This window comes from Streptomyces sp. NPDC005925 (assembly GCF_040638805.1).
Taxonomy (GTDB): Bacteria; Actinomycetota; Actinomycetes; order Streptomycetales; family Streptomycetaceae; genus Streptomyces.
Genome location: NZ_JBEXVL010000015.1, coordinates 75,325 through 95,340, shown reverse-complemented (window position 1 = coordinate 95,340; position 20,016 = coordinate 75,325). Strand labels below are relative to the sequence as shown.

The 20,016-nt window shown below is 70.6% G+C and carries 19 protein-coding genes; all 19 read left to right on the top strand.

Features of this window, described 5'->3' with window-relative positions; translation table 11 throughout:
• Position 1 precedes the first annotated feature (1 nt).
• The 19 genes from lysA to ABZ354_RS19020 all read left to right on the top strand — a co-directional run bounded on the left by lysA (position 2) and on the right by ABZ354_RS19020 (position 19,909).
• Entirely contained in the window at positions 2-1,393 is a 1,392-nt protein-coding gene (gene lysA / locus ABZ354_RS19110) for a diaminopimelate decarboxylase (protein WP_358658149.1), read from the top strand.
• A gap of 204 nt (positions 1,394-1,597) precedes the next feature.
• Entirely contained in the window at positions 1,598-2,926 is a 1,329-nt protein-coding gene (locus tag ABZ354_RS19105) for a homoserine dehydrogenase (RefSeq protein WP_358658213.1), read from the top strand.
• Positions 2,927-2,932: 6 nt separating this feature from the next.
• Positions 2,933-3,991 (top strand): threonine synthase, encoded by a 1,059-nt coding sequence (gene thrC / locus ABZ354_RS19100; RefSeq protein ID WP_358658147.1) that lies wholly within the window; start codon positions 2,933-2,935, stop codon positions 3,989-3,991.
• A gap of 370 nt (positions 3,992-4,361) precedes the next feature.
• Complete coding sequence (thrB, locus tag ABZ354_RS19095; RefSeq protein WP_358658145.1) at positions 4,362-5,279, top strand: homoserine kinase; 918 nt, start codon at positions 4,362-4,364, stop codon at positions 5,277-5,279.
• Positions 5,280-5,681: 402 nt separating this feature from the next.
• Complete coding sequence (gene rho / locus ABZ354_RS19090) at positions 5,682-7,733, top strand: transcription termination factor Rho (protein ID WP_358658144.1); 2,052 nt, start codon at positions 5,682-5,684, stop codon at positions 7,731-7,733.
• A gap of 398 nt (positions 7,734-8,131) precedes the next feature.
• Positions 8,132-8,353, top strand: a complete 222-nt coding sequence (locus ABZ354_RS19085) for a hypothetical protein (RefSeq protein ID WP_358658142.1) — start codon at positions 8,132-8,134, stop codon at positions 8,351-8,353.
• A 207-nt stretch (positions 8,354-8,560) separates the two neighbouring features.
• A complete protein-coding gene (locus tag ABZ354_RS19080) occupies positions 8,561-9,775 on the top strand; it encodes an LCP family protein (RefSeq protein WP_358658140.1) in 1,215 nt (404 codons plus the stop codon).
• Between the two features lie 131 nt (positions 9,776-9,906).
• The gene (gene rpmE, locus ABZ354_RS19075; RefSeq protein WP_053761958.1) at positions 9,907-10,128 is read left to right on the top strand and encodes a 50S ribosomal protein L31; all 222 of its coding nucleotides are present in this window, start codon (positions 9,907-9,909) and stop codon (positions 10,126-10,128) included.
• A 104-nt stretch (positions 10,129-10,232) separates the two neighbouring features.
• On the top strand, positions 10,233-11,309 hold the full coding sequence (prfA, locus tag ABZ354_RS19070) for a peptide chain release factor 1 (RefSeq protein ID WP_358658138.1): 1,077 nt from the start codon (positions 10,233-10,235) through the stop codon (positions 11,307-11,309).
• Between the two features lie 80 nt (positions 11,310-11,389).
• Entirely contained in the window at positions 11,390-12,229 is an 840-nt protein-coding gene (gene prmC / locus ABZ354_RS19065; protein WP_358658212.1) for a peptide chain release factor N(5)-glutamine methyltransferase, read from the top strand.
• Positions 12,230-12,281: 52 nt separating this feature from the next.
• Positions 12,282-12,929, top strand: a complete 648-nt coding sequence (locus ABZ354_RS19060) for an L-threonylcarbamoyladenylate synthase (protein ID WP_358658136.1) — start codon at positions 12,282-12,284, stop codon at positions 12,927-12,929.
• Positions 12,926-13,603 carry a protein-tyrosine-phosphatase gene (locus ABZ354_RS19055; protein WP_358658134.1) on the top strand — a complete coding sequence of 226 codons (678 nt, stop codon included), beginning with the start codon at positions 12,926-12,928 and terminating at the stop codon, positions 13,601-13,603. Before ABZ354_RS19060 ends, ABZ354_RS19055 begins: the two co-directional genes overlap by 4 nt.
• A gap of 69 nt (positions 13,604-13,672) precedes the next feature.
• Entirely contained in the window at positions 13,673-14,911 is a 1,239-nt protein-coding gene (gene glyA / locus ABZ354_RS19050; RefSeq protein ID WP_358658132.1) for a serine hydroxymethyltransferase, read from the top strand.
• A 139-nt stretch (positions 14,912-15,050) separates the two neighbouring features.
• A complete protein-coding gene (locus ABZ354_RS19045) occupies positions 15,051-16,373 on the top strand; it encodes an MraY family glycosyltransferase (protein WP_358658130.1) in 1,323 nt (440 codons plus the stop codon).
• Between the two features lie 329 nt (positions 16,374-16,702).
• Positions 16,703-17,140 carry a hypothetical protein gene (locus tag ABZ354_RS19040; protein WP_358658128.1) on the top strand — a complete coding sequence of 146 codons (438 nt, stop codon included), beginning with the start codon at positions 16,703-16,705 and terminating at the stop codon, positions 17,138-17,140.
• Between the two features lie 273 nt (positions 17,141-17,413).
• Entirely contained in the window at positions 17,414-18,184 is a 771-nt protein-coding gene (gene atpB / locus ABZ354_RS19035; RefSeq protein WP_358658210.1) for a F0F1 ATP synthase subunit A, read from the top strand.
• A 74-nt stretch (positions 18,185-18,258) separates the two neighbouring features.
• A complete protein-coding gene (atpE, locus tag ABZ354_RS19030) occupies positions 18,259-18,495 on the top strand; it encodes an ATP synthase F0 subunit C (protein WP_309062190.1) in 237 nt (78 codons plus the stop codon).
• Positions 18,496-18,536: 41 nt separating this feature from the next.
• Positions 18,537-19,091: a F0F1 ATP synthase subunit B gene (locus tag ABZ354_RS19025; RefSeq protein ID WP_358658126.1), complete on the top strand. Its 555-nt coding sequence runs from the start codon at positions 18,537-18,539 to the stop codon at positions 19,089-19,091.
• Entirely contained in the window at positions 19,088-19,909 is an 822-nt protein-coding gene (locus tag ABZ354_RS19020; protein ID WP_358658124.1) for a F0F1 ATP synthase subunit delta, read from the top strand. Before ABZ354_RS19025 ends, ABZ354_RS19020 begins: the two co-directional genes overlap by 4 nt.
• The last annotated feature ends 107 nt before the right edge of the window (positions 19,910-20,016 follow it).

Here is a 20,016-nt window from a genome sequence, read left to right as displayed (position 1 = left end):
AATGAGCCGATCCGCACACCCCGCCGGGCCCCGTCACGCCGACGTCCTGCCCGAGGGGCACTACACCGCCCCGCCCACCGATCTCAACGCCCTCGACCCCAAGGTGTGGGCGCAGACCGTCACCCGGGACGAGGACGGGGTCCTCACCGTCGGCGGGATGGACGTGAAGAGCGTCGCCGAGGAGTTCGGCACCCCCGCGTACGTCCTCGACGAGGCCGACTTCCGGGCCCGGGCCCGCGCCTGGCGTGCCGCCTTCGGGCCCGACGCCGACGTCTTCTACGCCGGCAAGGCATTCCTGTCCCGTGCCGTCGTGCGGTGGCTGGACGAGGAGGGACTCAATCTCGACGTCTGTTCCGGGGGGGAGCTGGCCACCGCTCTGTCCGCCGGGATGGCCCCCGAGCGGATCGCCTTCCACGGCAACAACAAGGACACCGGTGAGATCCGGCGGGCCGTCGAGGCCGGTGTCGGGCGGATCGTGCTCGACTCCTTCCAGGAGATCGTGCGCGTCGCCCACATCGCCCAGGAACTCGGCAAGCGGCAGCGCGTGCAGATCCGCGTGACCGTCGGCGTCGAGGCGCACACCCACGAGTTCATCGCCACCGCGCACGAGGACCAGAAGTTCGGGATTCCGCTGGCGGGCGGGCAGGCCGCGGAAGCCGTACGGCGGACGCTGCAGCTCGACGCGCTCGAGCTCATCGGAATCCACTCGCACATCGGGTCGCAGATCTTCGACATGTCCGGGTTCGAGGTCGCCGCCCACCGCGTCGTCGGACTGCTCAAGGACATCCGCGACGAGCACGGTGTCGAACTGCCCGAGATCGATCTCGGCGGCGGCCTCGGCATCGCCTACACCAGCGGCGACGACCCCCGTGAACCGCACGAGATCGCGAAGGCGCTCGGCGAGATCGTCGTCCGCGAGTGCGAGGCCGCCCGGCTGCGCACCCCCCGCATCTCCGTCGAGCCGGGACGCGCCATCGCCGGACCCACCGCGTTCACGCTGTACGAGGTCGGCACCGTCAAGCCCCTCGACGGGCTGCGGACGTACGTCTCCGTCGACGGCGGCATGTCGGACAACATCCGGACCGCTCTGTACGACGCCGAGTACACCGTCGTACTCGCCTCGCGTCGTTCCGACGCCGGGCCGATGCTGACCAGGGTCGTCGGCAAGCACTGCGAGAGCGGTGACATCGTGGTGCGGGACGCGTTCCTGCCCGCCGACCTGGCACCCGGTGACCTGCTCGCGGTGGCGGCGACCGGGGCGTACTGCCGGTCGATGGCCAGCAACTACAACCACGTGCTCCGCCCGCCGGTCGTCGTCGTCCGCGACGGCGAGGCCCGGGTCATCATGCGCCGTGAGACGGAGGACGACCTGCTGCGCCTCGACGTCGGCTGAGGGCTCCGGACGTAGGCGGACGCGGCGTGGTGTGCCAGGAGCGCGGCGTGTTCCGCCCGGTCGAGGAAGATCTCCGGTCTGCCCGGGCGCCAACTTGAAATCGACATCTCACGATCCGGACGGGGCGCAGGAAGTCCCGTCCGGTGAGTGAGACTGGGTCAACCGTATTTGCGTATTCGGTATGTGAGGAATCGAGGTCGGATGATGCGTACGCGTCCGCTGAAGGTGGCGCTGCTGGGCTGTGGAGTGGTCGGCTCAGAGGTGGCGCGCATCATGACGACGCACGCCGACGACCTCGCCGCCAGGATCGGGGCCCCCGTCGAACTCGCGGGCGTCGCCGTGCGCAGGCCGGACCGGGTGCGTGAGGGCATCGACCCGGCCCTCGTCACCACCGACGCCACCGCCCTCGTCAAACGCGGCGACATCGACGTGGTCGTCGAGGTCATCGGCGGCATCGAGCCCGCCCGCACGCTCATCACCACGGCCTTCGAGTGCGGCGCGTCCGTCGTCTCCGCCAACAAGGCCCTCCTCGCCCAGGACGGCGCCGCGCTGCACGCCGTCGCCGACGAGCACGGCGGGGACCTCTACTACGAGGCCGCCGTCGCCGGCGCGATCCCGCTGATCCGGCCGCTGCGGGAGTCCCTCGCCGGCGACAAGATCAACCGGGTCATGGGCATCGTCAACGGGACGACCAACTTCATACTCGACAAGATGGACTCCACCGGCGCCGGCTACCAGGAGGCCCTGGACGAGGCCACCGCCCTCGGGTACGCGGAGGCCGACCCGACCGCCGACGTCGAGGGCTTCGACGCCGCCGCCAAGGCCGCGATCCTCGCCGGCATCGCCTTCCACACGCGCGTGCGCCTCGACGACGTCTACCGCGAGGGCATGGCCGAGGTCACCGCCGCCGACTTCGTCTCCGCCCGGGAGATGGGCTGCACCATCAAGCTGCTCGCCCTCTGCGAACGGGCCGCGGACGGTGCGTCGGTCACCGCGCGCGTGCACCCCGCGATGATCCCGCTGAGCCACCCGCTGGCCAACGTCCGCGGCGCCTACAACGCCGTGTTCGTGGAGTCCGACGCCGCGGGCCGGCTGATGTTCTACGGCCCCGGCGCCGGCGGCGCGCCCACCGCTTCCGCCGTCCTCGGCGACCTCGTCGCCGTCTGCCGCAACCGCCTCAGCGGCGCGACCGGCCCCGGCGAGTCCGCGTACGCCGCGCTGCCCGTGTCGCCCATGGGTGACGTGGTCACGCGCTACCACATCAGTCTGGACGTGGCCGACAAGCCGGGTGTGCTCGCCCAGGTCGCCACCGTCTTCGCCGAGCACGGCGTGTCCATCGACACGGTTCGGCAGCAGGGCAAGGACGGAGGTGCCGCGCGCTCGGGCGAGGAAGCCGGGAGCGGGGGAGGAGCCTCCCTCGTCGTGGTCACCCACCGTGCGTCCGACGCGGCCCTCGGCGGCACCGTCGAGGCGCTGCGCAAGCTCGACACCGTGCGCGGTGTCGCCAGCATCATGCGGGTTGAAGGAGAGTAACCAGCAATGACCCACCAGTGGCGCGGAATCATCGAGGAGTACCGGGACAGGCTGCCGGTCTCCGACACCACGCCGGTCGTGACGCTCCGCGAGGGCGGCACGCCCCTCGTGCCCGCGCAGGTGCTCTCCGAGCGCACGGGCTGCGAGGTCCACCTCAAGGTGGAGGGCGCCAACCCGACCGGGTCCTTCAAGGACCGCGGCATGACCATGGCCATCTCCCGGGCGAAGGAGGAGGGCGCCAAGGCCGTCATCTGCGCCTCCACCGGCAACACGTCGGCCTCCGCCGCCGCGTACGCCGTGCGCGCCGGGATGGTCTGCGCGGTCCTCGTGCCGCAGGGCAAGATCGCGCTCGGCAAGATGGGCCAGGCTCTGGTGCACGGCGCGAAGATCCTCCAGGTCGACGGCAACTTCGACGACTGTCTGACCCTGGCGCGCGCCCTCAGCGACAACTACCCCGTGGCGCTGGTGAACTCGGTCAATCCGGTGCGTATCGAAGGCCAGAAGACGGCCGCGTTCGAGATTGTCGACATGCTCGGCGACGCGCCCGACATCCACGTCCTGCCGGTGGGCAACGCGGGCAACATCACCGCGTACTGGAAGGGCTACCGGGAGTACGCCGCCGACGGCATCGCCGCGCGCACCCCGCGCATGTGGGGCTTCCAGGCCTCCGGGTCGGCACCCATCGTGCGCGGCGAGGTCGTCAAGGACCCGACGACCGTCGCCACCGCCATCCGGATCGGCAACCCGGCCTCCTGGCACTACGCCCTGGCCGCGCGCGACGAGTCCGGCGGCGTCATCGACGAGGTCACGGACCGGGAAATCCTGCGCGCCTACCGCCTGTTGGCCGCGCAGGAGGGCGTCTTCGTGGAGCCCGCGTCCGCCGCGTCCGTCGCCGGTCTGCTGAAGGCCGCCGAACAGGGCGGGGTCGACCCGGGCCAGAAGATCGTGTGCACCGTGACGGGCAACGGTCTGAAGGACCCGGACTGGGCCGTCGCCGGCGCCCCGCAGCCGGTCACCGTGCCCGTCGACGCGGCCACGGCGGCCGAACGCCTCGGCCTGACCTGACAGCCGGCGCGCGTCCGAGACAGCCACGGACGACACACGCGTACGCCTACGACGCACCCGGCGGCGCGGGTGGCGAAGGACGCGTAGGACGGCGCTTACCTGGGGAATGCTTCCCTGCGGGGGTGCACAGGGGGCTTGCGACACGCATCGTGCGCCTCCTGTGCGCCCTATGTCGCCGCAGAACCCACCTTCGATAGGCTGTACCGAACCCGCCCGCCGCGCATGCCGCGGTGCCGCGCTGTCTCCGCGGCCGACAGCGGCCGGTCGCCCGGCCGGCAGCATGACCCCCGGGTTCTCGTACGTCATCGGATGTCCATCGACAATCGAACGTCATTCGACAGTCACGCAGCTCAAGGAGAGTCAACGAGCGATGGCCGGTCCAGCGTTCCGCGCCGCCGCCGTCCGGGTGCGCGTCCCCGCCACCAGCGCCAACCTCGGCCCGGGCTTCGACGCCCTCGGCCTCGCGCTGGGGCTCTACGACGACGTGGTGGTCCGGGTGGCCGACTCCGGGCTGCACATCGACATCGCGGGAGAGGGTGGCGAGACCCTCCCGCGCGACGAGAGCCACCTGCTCGTACGCTCCCTGCGCACCGCCTTCGACGTCCTCGGCGGCCAGCCGCGCGGCCTGGAGATCGTCTGCGCCAACCGCATTCCGCACGGCCGCGGCCTCGGTTCCTCCTCGGCCGCCATCTGCGCCGGAATCGTCGCCGCCCGCGCCGTGACCATAGGCGGCGAGGCCCGCCTCGACGACGCGGCGCTGGTCGAACTCGCGACCGAGATCGAGGGGCACCCGGACAACGTGGCGGCCTGTCTGCTCGGCGGTTTCACCCTGTCCTGGATGGAGTCGGGCGCGGCGCGCGCGATCAGGATGGAACCCGCCGACTCCATCGTTCCGGTGGTCTTCGTCCCCGGTAAGCCGGTCCTGACCGAGACCGCCCGCGGGCTGCTGCCGCGCTCCGTCCCGCATGTCGACGCCGCCGTCAACGCGGGCCGCGCAGCGCTGCTGGTGGAAGCGCTGACGCGTCGCCCCGACCTGCTGCTGCCCGCCACCGAGGACCGTCTCCACCAGGAGTACCGGGCCCCCGCCATGCCCGAGAGCGCGGCACTGGTCGAGCGGCTGCGGTCGGTCGGCATCCCGGCGGTCATCTCCGGCGCCGGACCCACGGTCATGGCACTCGCCGGAGCCGACACCGCCGACAAGGTCGAGGCGCTGGCCGGCGAGGACTGGGCGGCGAACCGGCTGGGCCTCGATGCGCAGGGGGCGAGCGTGCTGCCGCTTGCGCCATGACACCCGCTTGCCGGATTTCGAGAGGGGGAATGTTTGTTGGATCCGGTAGTGTTAATCTCAAGTCTGCACCCGACCCCACCATGGCGAGGTGCCTCGTGTCCCCGTTCGGGACAGACATTCTTCCGGGAGCCCCCCAAGTCACCCTGTGTTCGACACCTCGTATGCGGACAGTACGCGGTGCGTGAGCACTGAGCGACCCGCCGGGCATGCTCCGGAGCAGGTGCGACCACGCCACGTGACACTCGGTGCCACGCCTCGAGGAAGCGCCATCACCAGAAACCTCTTCCGCCGCTTTGGCGGACCACCGCCCCGGCACGGTCACGCAGAAGAGGACCGTAGCCGGACAGCACAACCGGTCGCCGAGCCAGACAGGCCGACGTCCGCTCCAGGGAAGGACCCTTCGTGAGCGACACCACCGATCTGATGGGCGCACGTGTCGAGGAGACCGCTGCCGCGCCCGCCACGGACGCCTCCGCGCCTGCCACCGGTGCCGGCTCCCGGCGGCGCCGCGGTACCGGCCTCGAGGGCATGGTGCTGGCCGAGCTGCAGCAGGTCGCATCCGGCCTCGGCATCAGGGGCACCGCGCGGATGCGCAAGAGCCAGCTGATCGAGGTCATCAAGGAGGCGCAGGCGGGAGGTGGAGCCGCCCCGGCCGCCAAGGCCGACGACGCGGCGGAGACCAAGCCGAAGCGCCGGACCACCTCGCGGACGCGCACGGGTGACGAGGCCGCCGCCGAGAAGAAGGCGAAGAAGCCGGCCGAGGCCGCCGAGCAGTCCGAGCGGCAGATCGAGATCCCCGGCCAGCCCGCCGGAGGCCCCGCCCGTGGTGAGGCCGAGCGCGGCGGGGACGAGCCCGCCCCGGCCGAGCGCCGCCGGCGCCGTGCCACGGCCGACGCCGGTGCTCCCGGCGGCACCGAGACGGTCGCCGCCGAGGCGAAGAACGAGCCGAAGGCCGAGACCCCGGCCCAGCAGGGCGAGGGCAAGGGCGACCACCGCGCCGACAGCAAGGGCGACGGTGACGGTGGCGAGGGCCGCCGCCGGGACCGCCGCGAGCGCGGCCGTGACCGCGATCGGGACCGTGACAGGGACCGTGACCGCGGGGACCGCCGCGGCAAGGGCGACGACCAGCAGAACCAGCAGCAGGGCCAGAGCGGCCAGAGCCAGCGTCAGCAGGGCGGTGGCGGCGGACGGCAGCAGCAGCAGGACGACGACGACTTCGAGGGCGGCCGCCGTGGCCGTCGCGGCCGGTACCGCGACCGCCGTGGCCGTCGCGGCCGCGACGAGATCGCGCCCGAGCCGCAGATCGCCGACGACGACGTCCTGATCCCCGTCGCGGGCATTCTGGACATCCTCGACAACTACGCGTTCATCCGGACCTCCGGCTACCTGCCCGGCCCGAACGACGTGTACGTATCCCTCGCCCAGGTCCGCAAGAACGGCCTGCGCAAGGGCGACCACATCACCGGTGCCGTGCGCCAGCCGAAGGAGGGCGAGCGCCGCGAGAAGTTCAACGCGCTGGTCCGCCTCGACTCCGTCAACGGCATGGCGCCCGAACACGGCCGTGGCCGCCCGGAGTTCAACAAGCTCACCCCGCTGTACCCGCAGGACCGCCTCCGCCTGGAGACGGACCCGGGTGTGCTCACCACCCGCATCATCGACCTCGTGTCGCCGATCGGTAAGGGCCAGCGCGGTCTGATCGTGGCCCCGCCGAAGACCGGCAAGACCATGATCATGCAGGCGGTCGCCAACGCGATCACGCACAACAACCCCGAGTGCCACCTGATGGTCGTCCTCGTCGACGAGCGTCCGGAAGAGGTCACCGACATGCAGCGGTCGGTGAAGGGCGAGGTCATCTCCTCGACCTTCGACCGCCCGGCCGAGGACCACACCACGGTCGCCGAGCTCGCCATCGAGCGCGCCAAGCGCCTGGTGGAGCTGGGTCACGACGTCGTCGTCCTGCTCGACTCGATCACGCGTCTGGGCCGTGCGTACAACCTCGCGGCGCCTGCCTCCGGCCGCATCCTGTCCGGTGGTGTCGACTCCACGGCCCTCTACCCGCCGAAGCGGTTCTTCGGTGCGGCCCGCAACATCGAGGACGGCGGTTCGCTGACCATCCTCGCCACCGCGCTGGTGGACACCGGGTCCCGCATGGACGAGGTGATCTTCGAGGAGTTCAAGGGTACCGGCAACATGGAGCTCAAGCTCGACCGGAAGCTCGCCGACAAGCGCATCTTCCCCGCGGTGGACGTCGACGCGTCCGGCACCCGCAAGGAGGAGATCCTGCTCGGCAGCGACGAGCTGGCCATCGTCTGGAAGCTGCGCCGGGTGCTGCACGCGCTCGACTCCCAGCAGGCGATCGAGCTGCTTCTCGACAAGATGAAGCAGACCAAGTCGAACGCCGAGTTCCTGCTGCAGATCCAGAAGACGACGCCGACGCCGGGCAACGGCGACTGACGTTCCGTTCCGGAGCAACGTGGGCCGTCTCTCGGCCCGCGAGTCGACCGTGAGTTGTCTCGCCCGCGCGGCGAAGCCGTCTGTCCCGCACAGCCCCGCGCCCCTTCGGGCGCACAGGAGGGCCGTCCTGTTCGTCAGGGCGGCCCTCCTGCCTGTCCCCGCACGGGTGCTTGCTCCGTTCGCCGGGGCCGCCCCCGCGCTGCCGGGACCCACGGTCCAGCCCGCCACCAGCGCGACCTCGCCGGCCGGTCGGAGCGGCGCGTCGCGGTGCCGTCGCCGGTGACGCACCGCAGGTGAGACCCCGGAAGCAGACCCCGACCGGGACGGCCGAGAAGACCTGGTCCCCGTCCACCGTGACCACCACGGCGACATGTACTGGACGCACTACGCGCAGGCCGGTGGCTCCTGGGCGACCCACCGGATCGGCCGGCGACCGCAGGACCTACAGCCGCGTCATCGCCCCCGGCGACGTCTTCGGCCACGCCGGGGCGGACTCCCCGGGCCGCACGACCGGCGGCACGCTCCACCTCCGCAAGGGCACCGTCCGGGCCGCCAGAGAGACCTTCGCCACGGGGGTGCCCGTCCGCGCCGGCTTCCACCGGTACGGCCTCCGGTGCTGAATCCGCAGGTGAGACCGGCTCTCCGGGGCCGGCACTCTCACGCTCCGTGCCCCACCGGCCACGTCGGCCGGCACAGAGCGTTGTGCGAGTCTGTCCGCCGGCACCCCATCAGAACGGACAAAAGGCGACGATGGTGAGCAACAATGCCCACTCTGAGTCTGGAACTGAACGCAGGGGGTAACCGACCGGACGAGAACCGAGGAGCACATGTCTGCCGAGAGCACGCCGGGCCATCCGGGCACGCCGAACCGCTTCAGTACGCCGGGGCACCCCGACGCCGCGGGAGAGACCCTCGCCAGGGGCGGGTCGCGCCACCGCGCCAACGGGCGCCGCCGCACGCCCCGCGGGAAGCGGCACAAGGGACTGAGGATCACGGCCTGGGTCGCGGCCGGCATCGTCGCCCTGGGCGGCACCGGTGCCGGATACCTGTACTTCAAGCTCAACGGCAACATCAGCAGCATCGACATCGACCAGCTCCTCGGCGCCGACCGGCCCGACAAGGCCGACGACGGCTCCCAGAACATCCTCGTCCTCGGCTCCGACACCCGCTCCGGCGACAACGAGCAGCTCGGCGGCGGCACCGACGACGGCACCGCCCGCTCGGACACCGCGATGGTCGTCCACGTCCACCGGGGCCACAAGAAGGCGAGCGTGGTCTCCATTCCGCGCGACACCCTCATCGACCGCCCCCGGTGCAGCGGCGCCGACGGCGACACGCACGGCGCCGCCAAGGACGTCATGTTCAACTCCGCGTACTCCACCGGAGGCGCCGCCTGCGCCGTGAAGACCGTCGAGACCCTCTCCGACCTGCGCATGGACCACTACCTCGAGGTCGACTTCGCGGGCTTCGAGAAGCTGGTCGACGAACTCGGCGGCGTAGGCATCACCACCACGAAGAGCATCGACGACCCCGACAGCCATCTGCGGCTGAAAGCGGGCACCCACCGGCTGAGCGGCGAGCAGGCCCTCGGCCTGGTCCGCACCCGGCACGGCGTCGGCGACGGCTCCGACCTCGGCCGCATCCAGCTCCAGCAGGCCTTCGTCAAGGCGCTGGCCACCCAGGTCAAGGACATCGGCGTGTTCACCAGCCCCAAGAAGCTGTACGACCTCGCCGACACCGCCACCAGGGCCGTCACGACCGACTCCGGCCTGGCCTCCGTGAACTCCCTGACGTCCTTCGCGAACGGCTTGCGGGACATCACCCCGGAGCACCTGCGCATGGTCACCCTGCCGGTCCGCTACGACCCGGCCGACCCCAACCGCGTCCTCGTCCAGAAGAAGAAGGCCCGGCAGCTCTGGCACGCTCTGAAGAAGGACCGCCCGATCCCGCGGACGGTCACGGCGGGCACGGCCACCGGCGAGGCCGGAGGCGTGGTGAGCGCCCCATCGGTGAGCGCCCCACGAGCCACGCGGAGCCCGTAGGGAATAGGTGACGGCAACCCCCCGTTTTGGGGGAAGACGCCAGTCCCTGGCAGACTGGTACGTCGGCCCCGGTTCACGCTCCCGCACCCCGCGGCGGCGACCCGGCGCCCTCCCGAAACCTAGGAGACACCTTGAAGCGCGACATCCACCCCGAGTACGTCGAGACGCAGGTCAGCTGCACCTGTGGCGCGTCGTTCACCACCCGCAGCACGATCCAGTCCGGCACCGTCCGGGCCGAGGTCTGCTCCGAGTGCCACCCGTTCTACACGGGCAAGCAGAAGATCCTCGACACCGGTGGCCGTGTGGCCCGCTTCGAGGCCCGCTTCGGCAAGGCCGCCGGCTCCAAGAAGTAGCGAGCACCGAACCGCCGGTCCACGGCCGCGCCCCGCGAGGCGCGCCGGGACCGGCGTTTTTGGTCGCCCGCCCTTCCCTCTCACCGCTGTATCAGGAGCCCAAGATGTTCGAGGCCGTCGAGGAACTCGTCGCCGAGCACGCCGACCTGGAGAAGACGCTCGCCGACCCGTCGGTCCACTCCGACCAGGCCAACGCGCGCAAGCTGAACAAGCGCTACGCCGAGCTCACCCCGATCGTCGCCACGTACCGCTCCTGGAAGCAGACCGGCGACGACATGGAGACCGCGCGCGAGTTGGCCGTCGACGACCCGGACTTCGCCGCCGAGGTCAAGGACATGGAGCGGCAGCGCGAAGAGCTCACCGAGAAGCTGCGCCTGCTGCTCGTCCCGCGCGACCCCAGCGACGACAAGGACGTCATCCTCGAGATCAAGGCGGGCGCGGGCGGCGACGAGTCCGCCCTGTTCGCCGGCGACCTGCTGCGGATGTACCTGCGCTACGCCGAGCGCGTCGGCTGGAAGACCGAGATCATCGACGCCACCGAGTCCGAGCTGGGCGGCTACAAGGACGTCCAGGTGGCCGTGAAGACCAAGGGCGGCCAGGGCGCCACCGAGCCCGGGCAGGGCGTGTGGGCACGCCTGAAGTACGAGGGCGGCGTGCACCGTGTGCAGCGCGTGCCGGCCACCGAGTCGCAGGGCCGCATCCACACCTCCGCCGCGGGTGTGCTCGTCACGCCCGAGGCCGAGGAGATCGACGTCGAGATCAACCCCAACGACCTCCGCATCGACGTGTACCGGTCCTCCGGACCCGGCGGCCAGTCCGTCAACACCACCGACTCCGCCGTGCGCATCACGCACATTCCGACCGGAGTCGTCGCCTCCTGCCAGAACGAGAAGAGCCAGCTGCAGAACAAGGAGCAGGCGATGCGTATCCTGCGCTCCAGGCTGCTCGCCGCGGCGCAGGAGGAGGCGGAGAAGGAAGCCGCCGACGCCCGCCGCAGCCAGGTCCGCACCGTCGACCGCTCCGAGAAGATCCGCACGTACAACTTCCCGGAGAACCGCATCTCGGACCACCGCGTCGGCTTCAAGTCGTACAACCTCGACCAGGTCCTGGACGGCGAACTCGACGCGGTGATCCAGGCCTGCGTCGACGCGGACTCGGCCGCCAAGCTGGCCGCCGCGTAACCCGCGCAACTCAGGTACGAGCACTCCGGAGGACTCGCGTGCAGCAACATCTTGGGGGGCGACCCCCGAACCCCCGCGGCGTGCTGCTCGCCGAGGTGGCCCAGGCCACCCAGCGGCTCGCCGACGCCGGCGTGCCCTCGCCGCGCACCGACGCGGAGGAACTCGCCGCGTTCGTGCACGGCGTCAAGCGCGGCGAGCTGCACACCGTCAAGGACACCGACTTCGACGCGCGCTACTGGGAGGTCGTCGCCCGCCGCGAGGCCCGCGAGCCCCTCCAGCACATCACCGGCCGCGTCTACTTCCGCTACCTGGAACTCCAGGTCGGGCCCGGGGTTTTCGTGCCGCGTCCGGAGACCGAGTCGGTGGCCGGCTGGGCCATAGACGCCGTACGCGCCATGGACGTCGTCGAGCCGTGCATCGTCGACCTGTGCACCGGCTCCGGCGCCATCGCGCTCGCCCTCGCCCAGGAGGTGCCGCGCTCCCGGGTGTACGCCGTCGAGCTGTCCGAGGACGCGATCGGGTGGACCCGCAAGAACGTCGAGGGCTCCCGGGTCGAACTGCGCCAGGGCGACGCCCTGACCGCGTTCCCCGACCTCGACGGCCAGGTCGACCTCGTCATCTCCAACCCCCCTTACATTCCGCTCACCGAGTGGGAGTATGTGGCACCCGAAGCACGGGACCACGACCCGGAGATGGCCCTGTTCTCCGGCGAGGACGGCCTCGACCTGATCCGCGGCATCGAGCGCACCGCCCACCGGTTGCTGCGCCCCGGCGGAGTCGTCGTCGTCGAGCACGCCGACACCCAGGGCGGCCAGGTGCCGTGGATCTTCGCCGAGGACCGGGGCTGGACCGACGCCGCCGACCACCCCGACCTCAACAACCGCCCGCGGTTCGCGACCGCCCGCAAGGCGTTGCCGTGAGCACCCGCCGGACTTCACCCCCGCAGCACGTGTACGAGGAGGCCCGCTAGACATGGCACGGCGATACGACACCAATGACGCGACCGACCGTGTGACCGGTCTGCGCGAGGCAGCGTCCGCCGTCCGTCGTGGCGAGCTCGTGGTGCTGCCCACGGACACGGTGTACGGCCTCGGCGCCGACGCGTTCTCCTCGGAGGCCGTCGCCGACCTGCTGGAGGCCAAGGGCCGCGGCCGGAACATGCCCACCCCCGTCCTCATCGGTTCACCGAACACGCTGCACGGCCTCGTCACGGACTTCTCCGAGCAGGCCTGGGAACTCGTCGACGCCTTCTGGCCGGGCGCGCTCACCCTGGTCGCCCGCCACCAGCCGTCCCTGCAGTGGGACCTCGGCGACACCCGGGGCACGGTCGCCGTCCGCATGCCGCTGCACCCGGTCGCCATCGAGCTGCTGACCGAGTTCGGCCCGATGGCCGTCTCCTCGGCGAACCTCACCGGCCACCCCGCCCCCGAGGACTGCGACGCCGCCCAGGAGATGCTCGGCGACTCCGTCTCCGTCTACCTGGACGGCGGCCCCACCCCCGGCAACGTCCCGTCGTCCATCGTCGACGTCACCCGCGAGGTACCGCTGCTGCTGCGCGAGGGTGCCATCCCGGCAGATGAGCTGCGCAAGGTGGTACCCGACCTCGAGGTGGCCAATTGACGCCCCCTGACCCGGGGCGTGGCATAGGCAACGGGGCTTTCAACGCGGAGGAGACGACGACCTTCGGGTTTCCCCGCGACAGCTTCCGCATCCTCCACGTCAGCACCGGCAACGTGTGCCGCTCGCCCATCAGCGAGCGGCTGACCCGCCATTTCGTGCAGGAGCGGCTCGGCATCCTGGGCGGCGGGCTGATCGTGGAGAGCGCGGGCACCTGGGGCCATGAGGGCGCCCCCATGGAGGCCAACGCGGAGACCGTGCTGGCCGACTTCGGCGCGGACGCCTCCGGCTTCACCGGTCGGGAACTCCTCGACGACCACGTGATCCGCGCCGACCTGGTGCTGACCGCGACCCGCGACCACCGCGCCCAGGTCATCTCCATGGGCCACTCGGCCGGCCTGCGCACCTTCACCCTGAAGGAGTTCACACGCCTGGTGCGGGCCATAGACCCGGCGACGCTCCCCCCGCTGGAGGAGGGCGTGGTCATGCGGGCGCGCGCCCTGGTCCGCGCGGCGGCCGCACTGCGCGGCTGGCTGCTGGCCCCGACGGCGGAGGCCGACGAGGTCTACGACCCGTACGGCGCCCCGCTGACCTTCTTCCGGTCCATCGGCGACGAGATACACCAAGCCCTGGACCCGGTGGTGACGGCGCTCACGGGCGTGACCACGAGCGCGTAGCAACGCGGGCATTCGTGACGTCCCGGGCCTACATTGGACATACGCCGCCGTCCACGCCCGGAGCCCGCCATGACGGTCACCCCTGCCACCGAGGCCGACGCCCTGCGCCGCCAGGACCCCGAGCTCGCCGACGTGCTGCAGGGCGAGCGCGAGCGGCAGATGACGACGCTCCAGCTGAGCGCCGCCGAGAACTTCACCTCGCCCGCCGTGCTGGCCGCGCTCGGCTCGCCGCTCGCCAACAAGTACGCGGAGGGCTACCCGGGGGCCAGGCACCACGGCGGCTGCGAGATCGTCGACGTCGCCGAGCGCCTCGCCGTAGAGCGGGCCAGGGCCCTGTTCGGCGCCGAGCACGCCAACGTGCAGTGCCACTCGGGTTCCTCGGCGGTGCTGGCCGCGTACGCCGCGCTGCTGCGCCCCGGCGACACCGTGCTCGCCCTGGGCCTGCCGCACGGCGGCCACCTCACACACGGCTCGCCCGCGAACTTCTCCGGCCGCTGGTTCGACTTCGTCGGCTACGGCGTGGACGCGGAGACCGGGCTGCTCGACCACGACCAGGTCCGCGCGCTCGCGCGGGCGCACCGCCCGAAGGCGATCGTGTGCGGCTCGATCGCCTACCCGCGCCACACCGACTACGCGTTCTTCCGGGCCGTCGCCGACGAGGTGGGCGCGTATCTGATCGCGGACGCGGCGCACCCCATCGGGCTGGTGGCGGGGAGGGCGGCACCCAGTCCGGTGCCGTACGCCGACATCGTCTGCGCGACCACGCACAAGGTGCTGCGCGGGCCGCGCGGCGGGATGCTGCTGTGCGGCGCGCACCTGGCCGAGCGCGTCGACCGGGCCGTGTTCCCCTTCACACAGGGCGGTGCGCAGATGCACACCATCGCCGCGAAGGCGGTCGCGTTCGGCGAGGCGGCGACGGAGGACTTCGTCCGGTACGCGCACCAGGTCGTCGCCAACGCGCGGATGCTGGCGGCAGGCCTCGCCTCCGAGGGGCTCGCCGTCACGACCGGCGGTACGGACACCCACTTGCTGACCGCCGACACGGGCCCGCTCGGCGTCGAGGGACGCACCGCGCGCGGCCGGCTCGCGGCGGCGGGGCTCGTGCTGGACTGCTGTGCGCTGCCGCACGGCGACACCCGCGGCCTGCGGCTCGGCACGGCCGCGGTCACCACGCAGGGCATGCGGGAGCCCGAGATGGCGCAGGTCGCGGAGCTGCTCGCCGGGGTGCTGCGGGGTGACGTGGAGCCCGCGCGGGCGCGTGCGCGGGTACGGGCGCTGACGGCTGATTTCCCGCCGTATCCGGCCTGAATCGGGTGATGCCGGGGTAGGCGGAGCGGCGTGCACAGCCATACGTGCAACCATCGTCGCTACCCGGAAGTCCCTACCCATATGCGCACCTCGCTAGGGTGTGGGGCTGGAATGGCCAGCGAGACCTGTGGGGAAGCCCGTGCGTGAATATCTCCTGACGCTCTGCGTCACGGCCGCGGTGACGTATCTGCTGACAGGGCCGGTACGGAAGTTCGCGATCGTTGCGGGGGCGATGCCGGAGATCCGGGCACGGGACGTGCACCGGGAGCCGACCCCGCGGCTCGGCGGGATCGCCATGTTCTTCGGACTGTGCGCGGGCCTGCTGGTCGCGGACCACCTGACCAACCTGAGCGAGGTCTTCGAGAACTCCAACGAGCCCCGCGCGCTGCTGTCGGGTGCCGCCCTGATCTGGCTGATCGGTGTCCTGGACGACAAGTTCGAGATCGACGCCCTGATCAAGCTGGGCGCGCAGATGATCGCGGCGGGTGTGATGGTCGTCCAGGGTCTGACGATCCTGTGGCTGCCGGTGCCCGGCGTCGGCACGGTCGCGCTCACGCAGTGGCAGAGCACGCTGCTGACGGTGGCGCTGGTCGTCATCACGATCAACGCGGTCAACTTCGTGGACGGCCTCGACGGCCTCGCGGCGGGCATGGTGTGCATCGCGACGGCGGCGTTCTTCATGTACGCGTACCGCATCTGGTACTCGTACGGCATCGAGGCGGCGGCGCCCGCCACGCTGTTCGCGGCGATCCTGATGGGCATGTGCCTGGGCTTCCTGCCGCACAACATGCACCCGGCGCGGATCTTCATGGGCGACTCGGGCTCGATGCTGATCGGCCTGGTGCTGGCGGCCGGCGCGATCTCCATCACCGGGCAGGTCGACCCCGATGTGATGAACCTCTTCTCCGGTTCCGAGCGCAACACCGTCCACCAGACGGTGCCCGTCTACATCCCGCTGCTGCTGCCGCTGACGATCATCGCCGTGCCCGCCGCGGACCTGATCCTGGCGATCGTGCGCCGTACCTGGCGCGGCCAGTCGCCCTTCGCCGCGGACCGCGGCCACCTGCACCACCGCCTGCTGGAGATCGGCCACTCCCACAGCCGCGCGGTGCTGATCATGTACTTCTGGTCGGCCCTGATCTCCTGCGGCACGCTGGCCTACTCCGTCAACTCGGCGTCCATGTGGATCGTGCTCGGTGTGGTCTTCCTCAGCACGGTCGGTCTGGTGCTGCTGCTCCTGCCCCGCTTCACACCGCGCGCCCCGCGCTGGGCCTACCGCTTCGTGCCGCCGCGCTACCGCCGTCACGCGGTCGCCGAGCAGCCGGAGCCCGCGCCGCAGCACACGCACCCGGACTCGGAGCGGGGGCCGGAGGCGGCCGACCAGGAGGAGCGCCCGAAGGTCGGCGCCGGCCTCACGGTCAACGGCGCGACGGCCATCGGGGCCCGCTCCCACCCGAGGTGAGAATGCCGGTCGTTGGGACGCCCAAGGTAAGAATCTGACGAGAGCATTGCCAACTCGTGAGACTGCGATGGGTGTGCAAAGTCGCCCAATAACAGACAAGGTCCCCGCTGTCGCGCGCAGACGTGCAGGTTCACTCTCATGTGTGACAGCGAGCACACCCAGTAGGTAAAGACCTCATCAAATAGTTTGTGATACCGTTCACGAGAACCCCGGACAGAGTGGAAAGACCGCAGTGCGACGGTCCATTCGCGTGAGGAATTCACACTCGTTCCCGGGGCTACGCTCGTCCATGACGACACCCTGCCCCCTGTGAAAGCGGAGTTGCCGCCATGCCCTCCAGCGACGTCCGGAACCTTCTGCAGTGCGCCGTACCCACGGCCGCTGCCGGTGCGGTTGCCGTTGCCGTCAGCGGTGCGGTGGCCGGCGGCAAGGGTGCGCTCGGTGCGGCGCTCGGGACCGTGCTGGCCGTCCTGTTCATGGGAATCGGCCTGTACGTCCTGCAGTGGGCGGCCAAAACGCTTCCGCAGCTGTTCCAGGCCATGGGGCTGATGCTTTACGTCGCCCAGCTCCTGCTGCTTCTGATCTTCGTCGCCCTGTTCAAGGACACGTCACTCTTCAACGCGAAGGCATTCGCGCTTTCGCTCGTCGTCGCGACCGTCGTATGGATGGCCGCGCAGGCCCGGGCGCACATGAAGGCCAAGATCTTCTATGTCGATCCGGAGCCCGTGAAGAGCGACAGGTCCGAGAAGACGGGGTCGTCGTCGTGACGAGTAGGGGCGCGATAAAGAGCATCCAGAACTCCTGCTATCGTCCGGTGCCAACTGCGGCATCGCGGGCGCGGGCATTTGAGCTGACGCCTGCTCAATCGCGAGGCTCGAAGCCCCTCAGCCGCCCTCACATCCGTAACACCTGTCCGGTGCCGACCCGCGGCTGCGTGCCGCGCCGACACAACGAGGTTGCCGTACCTATGCGTCACGCCGAAGGAGCCCGCGGTGAGTGCTGACCAGACCCAGCTCGCCTTTGACTGGAGCTGTCGGATCATGTCCGACAACGGGTGTGGTTTTCCGGCTCCGGGCCTGCACTCGTTCCTCTTCCAGCCGATCGCCACTGCCGGCGGGTTCGAGTTCAACAAGGTGATGCTGCTCGCGCTCATCACCACCCTCCTCGTCGTCAGCTTCTTCTGGGCGGCCTTCGGCAAGGCCAAGGTGGTGCCGGGCAAGCTCCAGATGATCGGTGAGGCCGGCTACGACTTCGTCCGCCGCGGCATCGTCTACGAGACCCTCGGCAAGAAGGAGGGCGAGAAGTACGTCCCCCTGATGGTCTCGCTGTTCTTCTTCATCTGGATCATGAACATCTGGTCCGTGATCCCGCTGGCCCAGTTCCCGGTGGCCTCGATCATCGCCTTCCCGGCGGTGCTCGCCGCGGTCGTCTACGTGGTGTGGCTCGGGCTCACCTTCAAGAAGCACGGTTTCGTCGGCGGGTTCAAAAACCTCACGGGCTACGACAAGTCGCTCGGCCCGGTGCTGCCGCTGGTCGTGGTGATCGAGTTCTTCTCGAACGTCCTGGTCCGCCCCTTCACCCACGCGGTCCGGCTCTTCGCGAACATGTTCGCCGGCCACCTGCTGCTCGTGATGTTCACCGTCGCCAGCTGGTACCTGCTGAACAGCTACATGATCCCGGCCGCGGGTGTCTCGTTCGTCATGACGGTCGTCATGATCCTCTTCGAGCTCTTCGTCCAGGCCGTCCAGGCGTACGTCTTCGTCCTGCTGGCCTGCTCCTACGTTCAGGGCGCTCTCGCCGAGCACCACTGAGCCACCCCCTCACAACCCACCAGCCGTCCGGTGGCCAACCCCCACCGGTTCGCAACAGAGAAGGAAGATTCAGCATGGCTGCCACTGAGACCCTTGCCGCTGTCTCCGGTTCCATCGGTTCCATCGGCTACGGCCTCGCGGCCATCGGCCCCGGCATCGGCATCGGCATCATCTTCGGTAACGGCACCCAGGCCCTCGCCCGTCAGCCCGAGGCGGCCGGCCTGATCCGCGCCAACCAGATCCTCGGCTTCGCCTTCTGTGAGGCGCTCGCCCTCATCGGCATCGTTATGCCGTTCGTGTTCGGTCAGTAAGACTCCTTACTGACCGACACGTATCGACGAAAGGCACTGATGTGATCGCCAACCTGGTACAGCTGGCGGCCGAGCACGCGGAGAAGCAGAACCCGCTCCTGCCGCCCGGCCCCGAGCTGCTCGTCGGCACCATCGCCTTCGCCATCGTGTTCTTCTTCTTCTGGAAGAAGCTGCTTCCGAACATCAACAAGGTTCTGGAGGAGCGCCGAGCGGCGATCGAAGGCGGTATCGAAGAGGCCGAGGCGATGAAGACCGAGGCCCAGAGCGTGCTCGAGCAGTACAAGGCTCAGCTCGCCGAGGCCCGGCACGAGGCCGCCCGTCTGCGCCAGGAGGCGCAGGAGCAGGGCGCCGCGCTCATCGCCGAGATGCGTGCGGAAGGCCAGCGGCAGCGCGAGGAGATCGTCACCGCCGGTCACGCCCAGATCGCGGCCGACCGCAAGGCCGCCGCGTCCTCGCTCCGCCAGGACGTCGGCCTGCTCGCCACCACGCTGGCCGGCAAGCTGGTCGGCGAGTCCCTCGAGGACCACGCCCGGCAGAGCCGCGTCATCGACCGCTTCCTCGACGAGCTCGAGGAGAAGGCCGAGGCCGCCCGATGACAGCTCACGGAGCGAGCCGCGAGGCCCTGGCAGCCGCACGGGAGCGTCTCGACGCGCTGACGGACTCCACGTCCGTGGATGCGGCGCAGCTCGCCGGCGAGCTGGCCGCCGTCACCGCGCTGCTCGACCGCGAGGTGTCGCTGCGTCGGGTCCTGACCGACCCGGCGCAGGCCGGCGAGGCCAAGGCCGAGCTGGTGCAGCGCCTCATCGGCGGCCAGGTCGGCGGCCCGACCGCCGACCTGGTGTCCGGCATGGTGCGCTCCCGCTGGTCGCGTTCGCGCGACCTGGTGGACGCGCTGGAGGAGCTGGCCGACACCGCCGACCTCACCGCCGCGCAGAAGACCGGCGCGCTCGACAACGTCGAGGACGAGCTGTTCCGGTTCGGCCGGATCGTCTCCTCCAACACGGAGCTGCGCGCCGCGCTGACCGACCGCAAGGCCACCATCCCGGCCAAGAGCGAGCTGCTGCGCAGCCTGCTCGGCGGGCGGGCCGACGCGACGACCGAGCGTCTGGTGACGCGTCTGGTGACCGCGCCGCGGGGACGTAGCCTGGAAGCGGGACTCGAGTCCCTGTCCAAGCTCGCCGCGGACCGGCGCAGCCGCATGGTGGCCGTCGTCACCTCGGCCGTCCCGCTGAGCGACACGCAGAAGCAGCGCCTGGGCGGTGTCCTGGCGAAGCTCTACGGCCGCCAGATGCACCTCAACCTCGACGTGGACCCGGCGGTCCTCGGCGGGATCCGGGTGCAGGTCGGCGACGAGGTCATCAACGGCTCCCTCGCGGACCGGATCGAGGACGCCGGCCGCCGCATGGCGGGCTAGGCGTACCGAGGCACCCCAGCAACAGAACACGCAGTACGTACTTACGGCCCTGGTTGGGCCGTGCAGAGGATTCACCTCTCATTGGGGGGAGTCCCGACTCGTGGAAT